Annotated in this window: 13 protein-coding genes; 7 read left to right on the top strand and 6 right to left on the bottom strand. The window is 39.7% G+C overall.

From position 1 onward, the window contains the following. The first annotated feature begins 480 nt into the window (after positions 1–480). A complete protein-coding gene (locus L1264_RS05010; protein ID WP_199526375.1) occupies positions 481–1407 on the top strand; it encodes a hypothetical protein in 927 nt (308 codons plus the stop codon). A 44-nt stretch (positions 1408–1451) separates the two neighbouring features. Here the strand turns inward: L1264_RS05010 and L1264_RS05005 are convergent, their stop codons facing one another. After that, positions 1452–3638 (bottom strand): OsmC domain/YcaO domain-containing protein, encoded by a 2187-nt coding sequence (locus L1264_RS05005; RefSeq protein WP_199526376.1) that lies wholly within the window; start codon positions 3636–3638, stop codon positions 1452–1454. Between the two features lie 193 nt (positions 3639–3831). After that, on the bottom strand, positions 3832–4851 hold the full coding sequence (locus L1264_RS05000; protein WP_135924931.1) for a LacI family DNA-binding transcriptional regulator: 1020 nt from the start codon (positions 4849–4851) through the stop codon (positions 3832–3834). A gap of 413 nt (positions 4852–5264) precedes the next feature. Here L1264_RS05000 and glk point away from each other — a divergent pair, with 413 nt between their 5' ends. The 5 genes from glk (at position 5265) to gap (ending at position 11258) form a co-directional block, all read left to right on the top strand. Next, entirely contained in the window at positions 5265–6263 is a 999-nt protein-coding gene (gene glk, locus L1264_RS04995) for a glucokinase (RefSeq protein ID WP_135924929.1), read from the top strand. Positions 6264–6285: 22 nt separating this feature from the next. Further along, positions 6286–7299, top strand: a complete 1014-nt coding sequence (locus tag L1264_RS04990; protein WP_135924926.1) for a LacI family DNA-binding transcriptional regulator — start codon at positions 6286–6288, stop codon at positions 7297–7299. A gap of 430 nt (positions 7300–7729) precedes the next feature. Next, a complete protein-coding gene (gene edd, locus L1264_RS04985; RefSeq protein WP_138557611.1) occupies positions 7730–9580 on the top strand; it encodes a phosphogluconate dehydratase in 1851 nt (616 codons plus the stop codon). Between the two features lie 34 nt (positions 9581–9614). Beyond that, the gene (eda, locus tag L1264_RS04980) at positions 9615–10235 is read left to right on the top strand and encodes a bifunctional 4-hydroxy-2-oxoglutarate aldolase/2-dehydro-3-deoxy-phosphogluconate aldolase (protein ID WP_199526377.1); all 621 of its coding nucleotides are present in this window, start codon (positions 9615–9617) and stop codon (positions 10233–10235) included. Between the two features lie 18 nt (positions 10236–10253). Continuing rightward, complete coding sequence (gene gap, locus L1264_RS04975) at positions 10254–11258, top strand: type I glyceraldehyde-3-phosphate dehydrogenase (protein WP_135924922.1); 1005 nt, start codon at positions 10254–10256, stop codon at positions 11256–11258. A 62-nt stretch (positions 11259–11320) separates the two neighbouring features. Here the strand turns inward: gap and L1264_RS04970 are convergent, their stop codons facing one another. After that, entirely contained in the window at positions 11321–12127 is an 807-nt protein-coding gene (locus L1264_RS04970; protein WP_199526378.1) for an alpha/beta fold hydrolase, read from the bottom strand. 861 nt (positions 12128–12988) lie between these two features. Between L1264_RS04970 and L1264_RS04965 the strand changes: the two genes are divergently transcribed. Then, positions 12989–14110 (top strand): sterol desaturase family protein, encoded by a 1122-nt coding sequence (locus tag L1264_RS04965; RefSeq protein ID WP_199526379.1) that lies wholly within the window; start codon positions 12989–12991, stop codon positions 14108–14110. A 37-nt stretch (positions 14111–14147) separates the two neighbouring features. Here L1264_RS04965 and L1264_RS04960 read toward each other — a convergent pair whose 3' ends face one another. The 3 genes from L1264_RS04960 to L1264_RS04950 form a co-directional block, all read right to left on the bottom strand. Next, on the bottom strand, positions 14148–15422 hold the full coding sequence (locus L1264_RS04960; RefSeq protein WP_199526380.1) for a protein kinase: 1275 nt from the start codon (positions 15420–15422) through the stop codon (positions 14148–14150). A 54-nt stretch (positions 15423–15476) separates the two neighbouring features. Then, complete coding sequence (locus tag L1264_RS04955; protein ID WP_235403687.1) at positions 15477–16190, bottom strand: YebC/PmpR family DNA-binding transcriptional regulator; 714 nt, start codon at positions 16188–16190, stop codon at positions 15477–15479. 74 nt (positions 16191–16264) lie between these two features. Beyond that, entirely contained in the window at positions 16265–18007 is a 1743-nt protein-coding gene (locus L1264_RS04950) for an ABCB family ABC transporter ATP-binding protein/permease (protein WP_425343226.1), read from the bottom strand. Positions 18008–18136 lie beyond the last annotated feature (129 nt).

Below are 18136 nucleotides of genomic sequence, written 5' to 3'. Positions count from 1 at the left end.
TACAATCGCCAACTGGTTGAAGCGATGATCAAAGTGAAGGCGCTAAATAAGATCAACACCCTTGGTCTGCCTAAATATCAGTAAGTTAAGTGAATTTGTTAGAGAGCTGCATTTGATCAACAAGGCCTATAACAGCGTGCATTGTTCGTTATTTGTTAAAGTTTATAGCTCTTTGTATTAAGAATATGGAATAAATTTTGTTTTTATAATAATTTAAGGTATTTTGTACCTATAACTTATGCTGAGCAGTTTTATAAAAAGCTTCAAGTAAAATTGTCAGTTTCAATCTTTTTAAGTGCAAAAAAGGAACAATTCGATAAGTGAAGGGAATTATGAAAAAACGTATCAAAGAGAGCTTTGGTGTAATAGCCTTAGTATTAACATTAATAACATCATTAATAGGCATATATTCGTTGAGTGAATTTATTACTATTTATGGTTCTATATTTCTTGTCTGTTTGATTTTTGGAATGTATAGATATGCTTAGTAAGTTTACAGTTAAATCAACATTAGCTGAAAAGCTTACTAAAGATTCTTTTGTCGCAATTGAACCAATCTATTCAGATGAAACCATAGAGTATTTGAATACTAAATTTGATCAATTATTCTTACAGCAGAATCAATCTAGACGCTATGTAGATGCTTTAGATATGCTTAATTTAGGGGTTCTTTACGATGTTTTTAACCCAAGCTTAATATCATTAATTTATAAGCTAATGCCCAATCCAATTCTTTATCATTGTCATTCATATGAAATTGATGGTAAGTCTCAAAAATCACATATAGCAGGGGACAACTTTTTAGACGGTTGGCATAGAGACATAGACTGTATTCATGATTTTGAAAAGGGAGGTATTCAGCATATAAGCCTTTTTGTATATCTAACTGATGTAGGTGCCAATGATGGTGCATTTGAAGTTTGCACAAAAAAGTTAGGTTATCTTCCTAGATTGTTTAAGAGCTCAAAATTTTACAGTATAACAGGTAAAAGAGGACATTCTTTTTTATTTAATAGAACTGCATTTCACAGAGCTAGCCCGAATAAAAATAATAATTACCGAAGAGTATTGAAAATTTCATTCCAAGATAAAAATACTAGCTCAATAAAACTGAATGAAAAAATAAAAAGTCATAAAAAAAGATTTAACCTACAAAAAGTACGTGATTCTGTACCAAAAGAAAATGTTATCATCAGGTCGTTATTTGGTGACGAAAAAGTAAATAATGAAGAATTGAGAAGGGCAATAGAAAGTAAAAATCTATCCAGCATAAACTATGCCTTTATCCCCGAGTCTACATTTGAAATTAAATATAGTATGTCATTATTAAAAGAATTTCGGGGGGCTGCGAGAGATTTAATGTATCTAAAGAAAATGATGTACTCAAAAAAAATTAAATGTAGATAGTATTCTTCCCCCCTCAAAGTGTGAATTTGAGGGGGGAATGGATTTTATAACCCGGCTTTTTTAGCGCGAGCAGTATGTAGTTTTTTATAGCTTTCGATTAAACGAAGGTGTCTATCTAATCCCTCAAGCTTCATGCTGGTCTCTGTTAGACCATAAAACATCACATCGCCGTTGATTGAGCCAACCACGGCATCCATTGTTTCTTGGCCAAACATACGGGTAAAGCTGTGGATGTAATCTTCAATTTCAAGGTCATCACTAAGAGCAACTTCTAATGTTGCGTGCATTGCTTGGTAGAATAGACCACGTTCTACAATAGTATTGTCGTTATATTGTAAGAAAGCTTCAACAAGCTCCATTGCTGCTTCTAAATCACCAAGTGCTAAGTAAATAAGTAGTTTAAGCTCAAGAATCGTTAACTGACCCCACACTGTGTTTTCATCAAACTCAATGCCGATTAAGGTGATGATATCAATGTAGTTATCAAGTTCACTTTGTTCTAAGCGCTCAACTAAATCAGCAAGTTGATCTTCTGATAAACGGTGCAGATTTAAGATATCTTCGCGGAAATTAAGTGCTTTATTGGTATTGTCCCAGATTAAGTCTTCTACTGGATACACTTCTGAGTAATCAGGCACCAAAATACGACATGCAGTACCAAGATCTGAGAACTCAGCAATGTAAGCTTCTTTACCTAAGCTTTCTAAAATACCGAATAAGCTCGCTGTTTCTTCTTCATTGCTGCCAGAGAAATCCCACTCAACAAACTCATAATCGTGTTTAGCACTGAAGAAACGCCATGAAATCACGCCAGTTGAGTCAATGAAGTGTTCTACAAAGTTTTCTGGCTCAGACACAGCCATGCTATTAAATGTTGGCTTAGGCACATCGTTTAAACCTTCGAAGCTTCTGCCTTGTAATAGCTCAGTTAAGCTGCGCTCTAACGCAACTTCAAAGCTTGGGTGTGCACCAAAAGAAGCAAATACACCGCCAGTTTTAGGGTTCATGAGTGTTACGCACATGACAGGGAACTGACCGCCTAGTGAGGCATCTTTTACTACAACTGGAAAGCCTTGTTCTTCAAGGCCATTAATACCTGCAACAATCCCTGGGTATTTGTTTAAAACCTCTTGAGGTACGTCTGGTAAAACAATTTCTTGCTCAATGATCTGGCGCTTAACAGCACGTTCAAAAATTTCAGATAAACATTGTACTTTTGCTTCGGCAAAGTTGTTACCTGCGCTCATACCATTACTTAAGAATAAGTTTTCGATTAGGTTTGATGGGAAGTAAACAGTTTCACCGTCAGAGTGGCGTACATAAGGAATAGAACAGATACCACGTTCTTTATTGCCAGAGTTGGTATCAATTAGGTGTGAGCCACATAGCTCACCATCTGGATTATAAATTTCACGGGTATAGTCATCTAAAATGCCCTCTGGTAGAGAGTCATCGTCAGTCAGAGCAAACCACTTTTCATTTGGATAATGAACAAACTCGCTATTAGCAATGTCTTCCCCTAAGAACTGATCGTTATAGAAGAAGTTACAGTTTAAGCGCTCAATAAATTCACCCAAAGCTGAGCATAACGCGCTTTCTTTAGTTGCACCTTTACCATTAGTAAAACACATAGGCGAGGCTGCATCACGAATATGTAGAGACCATACATTAGGCACAATATTACGCCAAGAAGAGATCTCGATTTTCATCCCTAATTCTTCAAGGATGGCCGTCATATTTGCGATGGTTTCTTCAAGCGGTAAATCTTTACCTAAAATAAACGTGTTGCTGCCATCACCTAGTTTTGCCATCAGCATTGCTTGTACGTCAGCTTCGATACTTTCCACAGTATCGATTTTAAACTCTGGCCCAGTTTGAATAACACGTTTTACCGTACAACGTTCAACAGAACGTAAAATACCCGTGCGGTCTTTTTCAGATAAGCTTTCAGGTAATTCAACCTGAATTTGGAAAATTTGGTTATAGCGGTCTTCTGGGTCAACGATATTGTTTTGCGCAACACGAATACCATCAGTCGGGATATCGCGTGAATTACAATACACTTTAATAAAGTAAGCCGCACACAATGCAGAAGACGCTAAGAAATAATCGAATGGACTTGGTGCAGTGCCATCACCCTTATAGCGAATAGGTTGGTCTGCAATGACAGAGAAATCATCAAACTTGGCTTCAAGTCTGAGGTTGTCGAGAAAATTAACTTTAATTTCCATTAAAAAATTCCACCTTTGTGCGCATTGCTATCTGAAGCTTTATACAGCTAGATAAGCATTTTCATCATAATAGGTGTAATTATCTGCTTTTTCGAAGTAATAGTCTTGGGTAAATCGAAAAAAAAGCGATTTTAATAAATAAAAGCCTAGTTTGCAGAGCAGATAGCGATAACTGTGGCGTTATCGCTAAGGGTTAAACACTCGAACCGCGAATAATTAAACGAGGCGGTAAAAGCGTATTTTCTACTTGTTCACCACGAATAAGCTTAAGTAGATTATCAACTAACATTTGCCCCGCAAGAGTGGTGTCTTGCTGAACAGTGGTAAGAGGCGGATTAACAAAGCTGGCAACAGCAATGTTATCAAAACCGACAACGTGAACATCGTCAGGAACTTTTATTTTTGCTTCTTTCAGGGCGCGAATAGCACCAATAGCAATAAGGTCACTGGCTGCAAATAAAGAGTTAAAACGAATATTATTGGCAATCAATGATCGAGTAGCATGATAGCCTGACTCTTCTGTAGAAATGGCATTAGCCATTTTACGTTCGTTAAGGGTCACACCTTTAGCTAAAAATGCATCTTTAAAGCCTTGGTAACGGGCAAAAAACTCAGGGCTATGCTCAGAGGCATCACCAATAAAAGCACAATCTGTTCTACCTGTAGCTAATAAATGCTCTGCCGCTAACTTACCACCACCATAATTATCACAGCTCACTGTTAAGTCAGGGCGGTTATCGACGCTTGCGCCCCAGCAGACAAACTTAGTGTGTTGGTCAATTAAGGTTTTAAATTTGGGTTGATAATCGAGGTAATCCCCATAACCCAATAAGATTAAGCCATCGGCACGGTGACTATCTTCATAATCAGCTTGCCAATCTGAGCTGCTTGATTGAAACGAAACAAGCAAGTCATAGCCTTCTTTCGCACACGCTCTGGTAATACTACCAAGCATCGCCAAAAAGAAAGGGTTTATTTGTGATTCATCTGAGGTTGGATCTTCAAATAACAAAAGGGCGAGGGTGCTACTTTGTTGTGTTCTTAGGTTACTGGCATTTTTATCAACTTTATAGTTGAGCTGTTTTGCTACCTCATGAACACGTCTACGCGTTTCTTCGTTGACCAAAGGGCTGTTTCTTAATGCGCGAGACACGGTTGACTGTGACACACCCGCATAATGTGCAATGTCAAAAGATGTCGCCTTACCTTTCATATTGTTACCAAATAACATAAGTAGTAATTGCCATTTTCGGCTATTTAATATTTTTTTCAAGCTATTTGTGACGAGTGGTTAATTACAAGCAAAACTCAGAGCTAATAGGTGTTATTTCTGTGCATTTTGTTGATTTTTAGCACTTAAGGCGTGAGTTTTTTAATAAAATACGTATGCATTCACAAATAATGAAAATTTTTATTGATTCGAATCTGACACCGGTGTCATAATGTCACTGTTTTATCATTTTGTTGTCAAAACGTATTTGGCTGCCCATTCATTTGGGCAGCATTTTTTTAATACAAAAGATAGCTTCTTTGAGGCAACGACCCAAAGTTTAGCAGACACAGTGGCTTTGCCATTGAAAACTAGAAAAATAAGCGGCAATAGCTTAGACAAATAGAGAAAACAACATGAACACACAGACAACTACAGAATTCGCTCCTATTCTTGTTGCCGATATCGGCGGCACTAACGCTCGTTTCGCTTTAATCACAGACTTTAATACGCAAACAAATCAGTTTGTTATAAAGCATAATTTAACATTCCCAAGTGCTGATTTTGGTTCTTTAGAAAGTGCAATTAATCAGTATTTCAGTCAAATATCGTTTCCAAAGCCTAAGCGTGCATGTTTAGCGGTAGCGGGCCCTATAAAAGCAGGCCAAGTTCACTTAACAAACCTTGGTTGGCACTTTAACGTTGCAGATTTAAAAGCTGAGTTTTCATTTGAGCAACTTGAAGTTATCAACGACTTTGCCGCATTTGCTTATGCAGCACCATATTTAGACGATTCGCAAAATATGGCCGTTAAGGCAGGTCAAGCAGATGAAAATGCAAATATTGCAGTAATGGGCCCAGGCACTGGTTTTGGTGCAGCGTGCTTAGTGCGTACCTCTCAAGGCAGCGCAGTACTTAGCTGCGAAGCGGGTCATATTACCCTTGCCGCAGTAACAGAATTAGACCGCCTTTTAATCACTGAGCTTAAAAAACAATTAAATCATGTGTCAGTAGAGACAGTGTTTTCAGGCCCAGGTATTGCGCATTTGTATCGTGCTATGGCTGCGGTAAAAGGTGTTGAAGCTAAAAATTTAGATGCAGCGCAAATTAGTGAATTAGCCACTACAGGCCAATGCGAAGTGTGTGATGCGACATTAAATCAGTTTTGTGATTGGATTGGCAGTGTAGCCGGCGATTTAGCACTTACATTTGGTGCATTAGGTGGTGTATTTATTGGTGGTGGTATTTTACCACGCATGCAACAACGTCTATTATCGAGTCGATTTATTGAGCGTTTTGCAGACAAAGGTATTATGTCGCAATATACTTCACAGATCCCTGTTACACTAGTAACACAAGACAACATTCCATTCATTGGTGCTGCTGCGTGTTTACATGTAAACAGTAACGCGTAATTTGCAGTTGGATTAAGAGCGGATGAAAAAAGTTACCATCAACAGTGTTGCCAGCCATGCTGGTGTTTCTAAGAAAACAGTCTCTCGCGTGCTGAATAATGAGCCAAACGTGAGTGATGCAACGCGCGAAAAGGTACTAAAAGTATTTAAAGAGTTAGATTACACGCCTAATCCTATTGCCCGTGGTTTAGCACAAAATCGCAGTTTCATAATTGGTTGCTTATACGACAACCCAAGTAAAAGTTACATTACCCGCGTGCAAACAGGTGCTTTAGCGGCGTGTCATGAACTTAATTACAACTTATTGATTCATCCTTGTGAGTTACGTGGCGAAGAGTTAATTAGTAACATTGAGCAGTTAATTCAAACCTCTCGTTTAGATGGTATCGTTTTAACTCCACCTTTTTCGGACTTTCCTCAATTAGTGAGTTTTTTAAAGTCGAAAAAGATTCCGTATGCTCGTGTAGCCTCAGCCACCCTTGAAGATGATTCTATTTCTGTACGAAGTAATGACGAGCAGGGCGCTTTTGAAATAACTGAGCATCTAATTAAGCTTGGTCACAAAGAAATTGCGTTTATTAAAGGTCACCCAGATCATAGTGCTACAGAACAACGTTTTAAAGGCTACCGCCGTGCACTTGCCTCAAACGGCATTGAATTTGATGAGCGTTTAGTCGAAGAAGGTAACTTTAGTTATCACTCTGGTGTTGATAGTGCCCGTACTATTTTAGATTTAAATCCTAGGCCAACGGCAGTCTTTGCTTCAAATGACTACATGGCAGCAGCGGTATTAAAGTTAGCTACGCAAATGCAATTGAAAGTGCCAGACGATATTTCTATTGCAGGTTTTGATAACGCACCTATTGCCCGTCATATTTGGCCAGGCTTAACCACCATCGCACAGCCAGTTGAAGAAATGACACAACAAGCAGTTAAGCAATTAATTACACATATTAGTGAACCACAAGAGTCACCTTATCAAGTGACACTTGAAGCAAAGCTAATTACTCGCGAATCAACAGCAGCAATTAAATAAATTTCATCATATTTTTTCACAGTAGCCCGAGAATGAGTGACGCGTTCTCGGGCTTTTTTATTTTGAAGCTAGAAAAGAACGGATTTTAATTTAAGTTACTGTTTATAAGTAATAAGTTTGGCAATGTGTAAGCTTTATCTAAGTCGTTATAAGTAGATATAAACATGAAATATCCTCATATTCTACTAAAATTAAATTGTTCATTATTTGGTCATTTAAAAAAATTAAACTAAATTTAACAGATAGGGTTGACACCGGTGTCACAGTCATGAGTTAATACAGTGACACCGGTGTCAGGTTGGTTGTGAGAGACAGCCTGATAGCGTACCTTTGAACGGGTAAATCAAAGATGCTCAGTACAGTTATATTCGTGGAGTCTGTAATTGTTACTGAGCCTTTATCCTCTAACTATAGAGATGAGTCGAATTTTATGTTGCATCCTCGTATCCAAGAAGTCACCGACCGCGTTATTGAACGTAGTAAAGAGACCCGCCAAGCTTATTTAGAGCGAATCGCGCACGCAAAAAAACAAACAAGAGTTCGTGCAGGTTTAGGCTGTGGTAATATTGCACACGTTATGGCTGCTTGTAGCAGCGATGACAAAGCTCGTTTAAAAGCTGACGAGCAACCAAACCTAGCTATCATCAACGCTTATAACGACATGCTTTCAGCGCATGTACCTTACAAAGATTATCCAGAAATCATTAAAAGCCTTGCAACCAAGTACGATGCAACAGCACAAGTTGCTGGTGGTGTACCTGCAATGTGTGACGGTGTAACACAAGGCCGTGATGGTATGGAGCTGTCATTATTTTCACGTGATGTGATTGCAATGTCGACTGCGGTTTCTTTATCGCACGACGTGTTTGACGGTGTTTTCTGTTTAGGTGTATGTGACAAGATTGTCCCAGGACTTTTAATTGGTGCCTTATCATTTGGTCATTTACCAACGTATTTCTTACCAGCAGGTCCAATGCAATCGGGTATCCCGAATAAAGAAAAAGCCCGCGTACGTCAAAAGTTTGCACAAGGCCTAGTAAGTCGCGAAGAGCTGTTAGAAGCAGAAAGCGCGTCGTATCACAGTGCCGGTACTTGTACTTTCTACGGTACTGCAAACTCGAATCAAATGTTAATGGAAATCATGGGCCTACATTTACCTGGTAGCTCTTTCATTAACCCATACACAGAACTACGTGATGGTTTAACAGGTCATGCTGTAGAAACCATGTTAAAGCAGTTAATCGAAACAAAAGATGCTAACTGCCTTGCAGACGTAGTGAGTGAAAAAACAATTATTAATGGTTTAGTCGGCTTGTTATCAACAGGCGGTTCAACAAACCACGCAATCCACCTAGTAGCAATCGCTAAAGCAGCGGGTGTGATCCTTACGTGGAAAGACATGGCTGACTTATCTGAAGTTGTGCCACTTCTTACGCGCATCTACCCGAATGGTTCAGCAGATGTGAACCACTTCCAAGCTGCTGGTGGTATGGGCTTCCTAATGAAGCAACTACTAAGCAAAGGTTACCTACACAACGACGTGAAAACGATTGTTGGTGATGGCCTTGAAGCTTACACCACAGAGCCAATGTTAGATAAAGATTCATCAGTGATCATGACTAACAGCACAGGCCCAAGCAAAGTTAAATGGGTAGCGTGTCCTGAAAAGTCACACGATGAAGAAGTATTGCGTCCGATTGATAATCCGTTTAGCAAGCAGGGTGGTTTACAGCTTCTTACAGGTAACCTTGGTAAAGCCGTTATTAAAGTATCTGCAGTGGCTGAGTCACATCAGGTTGTTTCTGCGCCAGCTAAAGTATTTAGCTCACAAGGCGAGTTACAAGAAGCGTATAGCCGTGGTGAATTAAACACCGACTTTATTGCTGTAATTAAAGAGCAAGGTCCGAAAGCGAAAGGCATGCCTGAGCTTCATAAATTAACGCCAGTAATGGCAACACTCCAAGATCAAGGCTACAAAGTAGCTATTGTGACAGACGGTCGTATGTCGGGCGCATCAGGTAAAGTTCCTGCAGCAATCCACTTAGCACCTGAAGCTGTTGAAGGTGGTGTAATCGCAAAAATTCACGAAGGTGATTTAGTGACACTTGATGCACCAGCGGGTGTATTAAAAGTACACGTAAGCGATGAAGAATTAGCAAAACGTGAATTACAACTTAGCCAACCAAGCCAAACATATGGTACAGGCCGAGAATTATTCGCAGGTTTCAGAAATATAGTAAGTAGTGCAGACCTTGGCGCTAGCGCCTTCGGTTTAGAATAATAATACGCCGTTACTGGGCTATGAGGAACATACAATGAGCATTGAGAAAATTTTATCATCGGCACCTGTGGTACCGGTTGTTGTTATCGAAAAACTTGAAGATGCAGCACCCCTTGCACGTGCGCTTTATAACGGTGGCTTAAAAGCATTAGAAATTACTTTGCGAACGCCGATTGCGGCAGAAGCAGTAAAGTTTATGAAAGAAGCTGTACCTGAAGCATACGTAGGCACAGGCACTGTTATTGATAAAGCGACATTTAATGCATCTGTAGAAGCTGGTGCTGATTTTATGGTTAGCCCAGGTGTAAACGACGAATTATTAGCACTGGCTAAAGAGTCTGATATTCCATTTTTACCCGGTGCAGCAACACCAAGTGAAGTAATGAAATTAGCAAGCCAAGGCTTTAAGTTCTTAAAGTTTTTCCCTGCAGAAGCGGCAGGTGGTACAGCAATGCTTAAATCAATTGGTGGCCCTTTACCGCAAGTGACTTTCTGCCCAACTGGCGGCATTAGCCTTGAAACAGCGCCTAACTACCTAGCACTTAAAAACGTAATCTGCGTAGGTGGTACTTGGATGTTAGATAAACAACTTATTGAAAACAAAGACTGGCAAGCCATTGAAGCGCTTGCTCGCCAAGCAAGTGAAGTAAAATAATTAACGGGAGATATTAGAATGATTAATGTTGCAATTAATGGCTATGGACGTATCGGTCGTAACGTATTACGTGCTCTTTATGAGTCAGCTCAAAACAACGAAATCAAAATTGTTGCTATCAACGATTTAGCACCAGCAAATGTTAACGCGCATTTAACTCAATTTGACTCAGTACACGGTCAATTTTCTCAAAAAGTAACACTTGCTGAAAACACCATGCTAATTGGTAATGATGAAATTACCCTTACGCAAGAGCGTGATCCTGCAAACCTTCCTTGGAAGGAATTAAACGTCGATATCGTATTAGAATGTACGGGTTTATTCACTTCACGTGAAGCAGCTGCAAAACACATTGAAGCCGGTGCTAAAAAAGTAATCGTTTCTGCGCCTGGTACTGATATGGATGCAACGGTTGTTCATGGTGTTAACAGCGAAGTTTTAAACGCTGACAGCAACATCATTTCAAACGCATCGTGTACAACAAACTGTTTAGCACCGATTGCAAAAGCAATCAACGACACAGTAGGTATTGAGCAAGGTAGCATGACAACCATTCATGCTTACACAAACGATCAAAACTTATCTGACGTTTATCACCCAGACTTATACCGTGCACGTAGCGCAACTCAGTCAATGATCCCAACTAAAACAGGTGCAGCTAAAGCGGTTGGCTTAGTGCTTCCTGAACTTGCGGGTAAACTTGACGGCATGGCAGTACGTGTGCCAACAATCAACGTTTCTTTAGTAGACTTAACGTTCGTTGCTAAGCGTGAAACGACTGCAGCAGAAATCAACGAAGTAGTTAAAGCAGCATCAGAAGGTGCAATGCAAGGTATTCTTGAATACAACGAACTACCGCTTGTTTCTATCGACTTTAATCACAACCCAGCGTCTTCAATCTTCGATTCTACGCAAACTAAAGTAGATGGTAAGCTTGTTAAAGTAATGGCTTGGTACGATAACGAGTGGGGTTTCTCAAACCGCATGTTAGACCAAGTTAAAGCGCTAGGTCAGTTCTTATAATAGAACAGTAAAAGTTTAAGCTTTATCCAACAAAGCCACGTTTACCGTGGCTTTTTTGGTTTTTACTGCTCGATACGTGACAGTAATTTTAGTATTTCTGTTACGACCATGTCTGGCTCATCATTTTGTGGATAGTGATAACTTTTATTTGTTAATACAGCTTTCCCTTGTGGGAATGTATTTGCCCAATCTGAATGCAATTTGCCCCACATATCCCGCGCTTGATCTGTAAAAAATAACAGCTTGGGATCATTAAACTTTTTTGTGGACGCTATAACGGTTACTGGAATATCGGGAATTTCGGGGTAATCTGGTAAAGGCCGTTTTGACCAAAAATCTAGGTACTGATTAGACATTCCATTTGCTAAATCATCTAACTTTACTTGAGCTATTTGCTTTTCAGCTAATTCCAGATCAATTCTGCGCATTATATCAACATCATGTTCTGAAGCTGGCTCGATTAACATAAGCGCAGCGACTTTTTCAGGGTAAGTTGCAGAAAATCTTCTAGCTATGTAAGCTCCGTATGAATGAGCTACATAAACGATAGGTCGCTCTATTTTTAAAGCTGCGAGAAGTAAAGACGCTTCTTGAGCATATTCTTCTGAAGTGTAGTTTTTTCTGATTTTTTCTGAGCCACCATTTCCAATTCTTGAGTAGCGAATAACTTTGGCTTTTTTTGATAACTTCTTAAAGATAGGATCCCAATCGGATAAACCTGCTGATCCTCCTGCTTCTAGAAAAATAATATTTTTCCCATTTCCTTTTATCTCGTACTCAACGCTATAACCATTCACTTTGATAAAGTTTATATCTGCCGAAGCATAAAACGATATCAAATAAAGCAAAAAATACAGCACAACCTTCATTATTACTCCTTTAAAGTAGCGACGTTTACAATAGGGCGAATTTACCTGACAAGAAATATGATTCTTGAAAAAGGCAATCTGGTTTCGAGCCAATTAAAACTGTTAGATAAAGTAAATTTTTAGCTCAGTACTATCATCGCGGATCCAAAAAAAGACTTCACAGTCATAGTTTATAGATTTACTTTGATCAATATAGATATATCCTAAACACTTTTCTTTTATTAAAGACTGAATAAGCAAACGCATCCCTTAATTCAAATTCTTGCTTATGAATCCTTAAGCTTCTGATACTCTCTTGTAGAGTCATATTTTCTTTAGGCTACTCAGATTCAGGGCTAAATATTCCTTGTAGCCTTTTTTGACTCGACATTACAGCTTCAAAATCTAACTCTGTAACTCTTCCGAAAGAATTCGGAAGTGAAAAGTATCACTATTAAAACATAATGCAGGTCCGAAAGTTCCAGTAACGAACATTTTACTCATATTCAGGCTATCCTTAGAAATAAATGAGATAACAATATAATATTTAGGTAAATGTTTCTTGGCTTTTATTTTACAAATGTACTTCTAGTAACTTAAAAGGATTATTATTTCAACGAGTATTAGACTTAATTATAAAGCATAAAAAATGCTTTCATGAGTTTTGAAAAACTTAGTTTGTGCTATAGGCCAAAGGCTTCACACATTATTGCAATGCCTGCGTTGATTATTCATTACCTACCTGAACACAGCATCGTTTTGGGTTTTCTGAGCTTAATATCAATTTGTTGTTTACACATGTTCGTGATGGCTTAGCGTATATTTGTTCCTAAATTCTTCTGTGTTATGCTGCAAAAAAATTGATAAATGGATTTTTATATCATGACACGTCTTTATCATCGGCTATTTAGGGCTGAGCAGTTTCAAGTGGGTGAAGGCAATATAAGCGGCTATATTGCTTGCTTCTTAGCGGTTTTATCCTGTTTAGGGGTACTAGCTTTTCATTTTCCTGAGTATTTAACGACCCCAGAGCTCAGGCAAAACTACAGTGTAGAGTTTTTACGCCAGTTGATGTTTGTGGCATTGATTATTTCAGGCAGTTTAGGGTTGTTGAACTTTGTTCGTAATACTAATAAACGGCTCGGTGCAACGGCTTGGGTGTTTATAGTTGTGGCAATTGCATTTGGTGGGCCGAATGTTGAAGTGGGCGACTTTAAAGATAATACGCCGTACTTGGGGCTTGATTGGTTCATTCTTGACTTACTTGGCTCCACACTGATTTTTATTCTAATTGAAAAGCTACTGCCGCACCGTAGAGAACAAAAAATCCTCCGCTCTGAGTGGCAGGGTGACTTAAATCATTTCTTTGTTAATCACTTAATTATTGGTTTTGTGTTGTTGGCAACCAATCAGTTCGTGCATCACGCATTTGGCTGGGCTGTGTCTGATACAGTGCAAGGCTTTATTATTCAACTGCCATTTTTACTGCAGCTATTTTTAATCATTTTAGTAGCCGATTTAATGCAATATTTTGTGCATAGGGCTTATCATGAAGTGCCACTGCTTTGGCGTTTTCATGCCGTGCATCACAGTGCAAAAGAAATGGATTGGCTTGCAGGCTCTCGTCAGCATATTTTAGAAATACTCGTGACGCGCAGTTTAGTGCTCACGCCTATTTTTGTGCTTGGCTTTCCATCGGATGTTATTAGCCTCTATGTCATTATTGTTGGCTTTCAGGCCGTGTTTAACCACGCCAATGTTCGGGTGAAATTTGGTTGGTTAAAGTATTTGCTGGTTACGCCTCAGTTTCATCATTGGCATCATTCATCTGATAAAGCGGCCATTGACCGTAACTATGCTGCGCATTTTTCTTTTTTAGATTATCTATTTGGCACTGCTGTCAAAGGCCAAGCAGAGTGGCCCGACAAATATGGTGTGGTTGGCGATTACATGCCCGAAGGTATGTTAAAGCAGCAGGTGTTCCCGTTTAAAAAGCAAAAATAAAGCCTCACTGAGGCTTTATTTTTATAATGACCCTAAATCATAATCGCGAAACTAGCTCAGAAAGGCGAGGGCGTTTTTCTGAGTTGAGTACCAAGCACTCTTGAGCTATGTCAGCAAGCATCTTAGTAATGTCGTTTTGTTCAGTCACTACAGTCAGTAGATCATCAATGAAATAACCAAGGGCGCGCACTTCAATGCCTTCTAATAGCTGCTGTTGATCAGGCGTCAGCATTGATAAGTCTGTTGCTGCACCAAAGTCACCGAATAATAAATCGCCCTGTGAATTGATCATGCTGTTATGGGCATAAATGTCACCATGGCTTACTTGCTTTTGATGCAAATGAGCGAGGGTACTGGCCATTTGCTTAACAATTTTTAGCACCATTTCTGGCGCGTACTGGCAGTTGTCTTCGAATGTGTCACGGGTACAAGTTGCAAGGGAAGGTGGCAAACCAAGATTACTAAACTCTTTACTGATAAGCTCCATCACTAAACCAAGTTGTGACTCTTCATCAACATAGCCTAATGCTTTTATGAGATTTGGATGCTCACTGGCTTTTAAACAGCAATTTAGCTCATCAAGTGGATAGCCATCACTGGTGATCTCGCCTTTAAATAACTTAAGGGCAACAGGCCGTTGATGCCAATTGGCTAAATGAATAACCCCAGATGCGCCTTGGCCAACCTGCTTTTTAACATCGATTTCATCCAGTGCGATTTGGCTAAACAGCTCACAGTGCAAGCTAGTTGAGCGATTTAAATCGTTACCAGAGAAGGCAAGCCAAGCAAGTTTCGGTAAAGCTAAAAGCCAATCTTCAATTTTTGTAAGTTTATTGGCACTTAAACGTATTAGCTCAAGCTCTTTACAATTAGCCATTGAGACTGGCAAATGTGTTAACTGATTACCTGCCAGTGCGAGCTTTTTAAGCTTGCTGTACTCACCAAATGTATCAGGTAAAGAGGGAATTTGATTATCAGTTAAAATCAGCCATTCAATCCGCGTTGGCAAACAGTGCGCTTTAAATTCAGTAATTTGATTACCTTTAAATGCCACCATGATTAAGTTTGGGCATTCTCTTAGCACGTCTGGAATATGTTTAAACTGATTAAATGATAAAAACAGCCGTTTGAGATTTTTTAATTTGTAAAAATCGTCAGGTAAATCACTTAGCTGATTATTAGATAAATCGAGAATTTCTAACGTATCGGCTAGGGTATAAATTTCTTTTGGGAATTCGGTTAGTTCTGCAACAAGCTGAAGCCGTGTACAACCTTGTAGAGAACCGGCTTGTAACTCTTCGAGGGTATTCAATGTTGATTCCTTTGGGCTAAAAAGGTAAAAGGCCAACTTGGTTGGCCTTTTTTATTAAAACTGTGCGTTGTGGTAAACGTTTTGTACGTCGTCACAGTCTTCTAGCATGGCTAAAAAGCGTTCCATGACTTCAACGTCTTCATCTTCAATGGGTGCTTCTACTTGCGGCACAAAAGCAATTAGATCTTCGTGGAAATCAGTAATTCCCATTTCTTCAAGTGCTGTACGGGTGTTGTTGTATTCAGTGTGTGGAGCAAATACGGTAATTTTACCGTCTTCAACTTCTACATCAGTTACATCTACATCAGCCATCATTAGTGCTTCTAAAACAGCTTCGTCATCATCACCATCAAAGACAAAAATAGCAAGGTGATCGAATAAGTGTGATACTGAGTTTTGCGCACCAATTTTTGCATTCGCTTTTGTAAAACAAACACGTACGTCAGCAAAGGTACGTTTGTTATTGTCGGTTAAACAGTCAACAATAATCATACAGTTACCCGGGCCGTAACCTTCATAGCGAGTTGCTACGTAATCTTCACCGCCACCGCCTTTGGCTTTATCGATTGCACGCTCAATTACATGCGTAGGTACTTGGTCTTTCTTTGCACGCTCAATTAAGCGACGAAGCGCTAAGTTGCCATCGGGATCAACACCACCATTCTTAGCGCAGATATAAATTCCTTTTCCGTACTTTGAATAAACTTTGGTTTTTGCACCCGCAGTTTTTGCCATTGAGTCTTTTTTGTTTTGATAAGCTCTGCCCATCTGCGTGTTGCCTTTTTGTCATAGATAAAAATAAAGCGGTTATTCTAATCATTTAACCCACTAGTTAACAGTGTTTATTCATCGCTTTGCTGCAACTGCCACATTCGAGCGTATTCACCATTCGCAGCAAGTAGCTGTTGGTGCTGACCTTGTTCAACAACCTGTCCTTGTTTCATCACAATAATTTTGTCTGCGTCAGTAATTGTTGATAAACGATGTGCAATAACTAAGCTGGTGTGCCTTTGTGCGACTTCACGCATCGCACTAAGAATGGCTTGCTCTGAATGCGAATCTAGCGCCGATGTTGCCTCATCAAATAATAAAATCGGTGAACCTTTTAAAATGGCTCTGGCTATTGCAATGCGCTGCTTTTCACCGCCCGACACTTTTAAACCGCGCTCACCAACAAGGGTTTTATCGCCTTTGTCTAGGCTTGCAATAAATCCATCTAAATGGGCAAGGCTTATGGCTTTATCAATTTCATCTTCGCTTGCCGTTGGGTTTCCGTAGGCGATGTTTTCGCGAATACTGGAGTTAAATAGCACGGTATCTTGCGGTACGATGGCAATCGCTTGGCGCAAACTTTCAAGTGTCACTGTGTTGATTGCTTGCTCATCGATATAAATTTTGCCTGCATCCACATCATAAAAGCGGTAGAGTAGGCGGCTTAGAGTGCTTTTACCTGCGCCACTGGCACCCACAATCGCCACTTTGCTGCCAGAAGTAACCTCAAAGCTTAAGTTATTTAAAATTGGTCGTTGTTTGTCGTAACTAAACGACACATTTTCAAATCGAATAGCTGCTTTGGTTGCTTTTAATGGTTTTGCATCTTTGTCATCGCTAATGGCGGCTTTGCGATTTAACAGCCCGAGCATGTTTTCAAGGTCAGTCAGCGCACGGCGTATCTCACGATAAACAAAGCCTAAAAAGTTAAGCGGTAAAAATAGCTGGATCATGTAGGCATTGATCATCACAAGCTCACCTATTGTCAGCTCTTTATTGACCACTGAACTGGCACCTAGCCACATTAGCGCTGTAATAGCTGCGGCTATAATAAGTGCCTGCCCTGAATTAAGCGCCAGTAATGATAAACGATTTTTTAGCCTTGCTTGCTCCCATTTAGCTAAAAAGCCGTCGTAGGTATTTGCTTCATATTGTTCATTGTTGAAGTACTTAACGGTTTCGTAATTTAGCAAGCTGTCGATAGCACGGGTATTAGAGTTGTTATCGGCAGTATTTGCTTCACGAATAAATCGGTTACGCCACTGAGTTACTATCACAGTGAAAGCAATGTAAATAGCGACCGCTATAACGGTGACTAGTGCAAACCACGGCGAAAATAAGGTCGCAAAAATAATCGCTACTGTGATTATTTCAAATAAGGTTGGTACGATATTAAACATCAAAAAGCGCATTAAAAAACTAAGGCCACTTGTACCACGCTCTATATCGCGACTAATTCCACCTGTTTGCCTGTCAAGATGAAAGGCAAGCTCTAAACTATGCAGGTGTTTAAATACTTTTAAGCCAATATGGCGCATTGCGTGCTCTGTAACTCGGCCAAATAATGCATCGCGAACTTCACCAAAAAACACACTGGCAAAGCGCAGCAAACCATAGGCGATGAGCAGGGCAATGGGAACACTCAATACCGGGTTGATACTCGCATCAACCGCGTCAATTATTTCTTTAAGTGCCCAAGGCATCAGCAATGTGGCGCCCTTTGCTGCAATAAGCGCCATTACGGCTAAAATAACTCGGCCTTTAAAGGTCATTAAATAGGGCCAGAGTGTTTTGATGCTTTGTGATAGGTTCATTGCATCAGGCGATCTCGTCACCTGTTCTTTGCGGCTCATTCCACGCATGGGGGTCTCTTAAAAATCAATTTGATAAAAATAGGCAAAAGCTTTCGTGTTTTAGGCAAGTGTATTTTGCAAATTTACCTC

This window comes from Pseudoalteromonas sp. APAL1 (assembly GCF_021532475.1).
Taxonomy (GTDB): Bacteria; Pseudomonadota; Gammaproteobacteria; order Enterobacterales; family Alteromonadaceae; genus Pseudoalteromonas; species Pseudoalteromonas lipolytica_C.
This window is presented reverse-complemented; position numbering and strand designations above follow the sequence as displayed.

What these genes read in the sequence shown, in the direction of transcription:
- L1264_RS04950 (WP_425343226.1), bottom strand. Translation starts at nt 18,007, where the DNA reads ATGAACCTATCACAAAGCATCAAAACACTCTGGCCCTATTTAATGACC.
- L1264_RS04970 (WP_199526378.1), bottom strand. Translation starts at nt 12,127, where the DNA reads ATGAAGGTTGTGCTGTATTTTTTGCTTTATTTGATATCGTTTTATGCT.
- L1264_RS04955 (WP_235403687.1), bottom strand. Translation starts at nt 16,190, where the DNA reads ATGGGCAGAGCTTATCAAAACAAAAAAGACTCAATGGCAAAAACTGCG.
- eda (WP_199526377.1), top strand. Translation starts at nt 9,615, where the DNA reads ATGAGCATTGAGAAAATTTTATCATCGGCACCTGTGGTACCGGTTGTT.
- edd (WP_138557611.1), top strand. Translation starts at nt 7,730, where the DNA reads ATGTTGCATCCTCGTATCCAAGAAGTCACCGACCGCGTTATTGAACGT.
- L1264_RS05005 (WP_199526376.1), bottom strand. Translation starts at nt 3,638, where the DNA reads ATGGAAATTAAAGTTAATTTTCTCGACAACCTCAGACTTGAAGCCAAG.
- L1264_RS04990 (WP_135924926.1), top strand. Translation starts at nt 6,286, where the DNA reads ATGAAAAAAGTTACCATCAACAGTGTTGCCAGCCATGCTGGTGTTTCT.
- L1264_RS05010 (WP_199526375.1), top strand. Translation starts at nt 481, where the DNA reads ATGCTTAGTAAGTTTACAGTTAAATCAACATTAGCTGAAAAGCTTACT.
- L1264_RS05000 (WP_135924931.1), bottom strand. Translation starts at nt 4,851, where the DNA reads ATGAAAGGTAAGGCGACATCTTTTGACATTGCACATTATGCGGGTGTG.
- L1264_RS04965 (WP_199526379.1), top strand. Translation starts at nt 12,989, where the DNA reads ATGACACGTCTTTATCATCGGCTATTTAGGGCTGAGCAGTTTCAAGTG.
- gap (WP_135924922.1), top strand. Translation starts at nt 10,254, where the DNA reads ATGATTAATGTTGCAATTAATGGCTATGGACGTATCGGTCGTAACGTA.
- glk (WP_135924929.1), top strand. Translation starts at nt 5,265, where the DNA reads ATGAACACACAGACAACTACAGAATTCGCTCCTATTCTTGTTGCCGAT.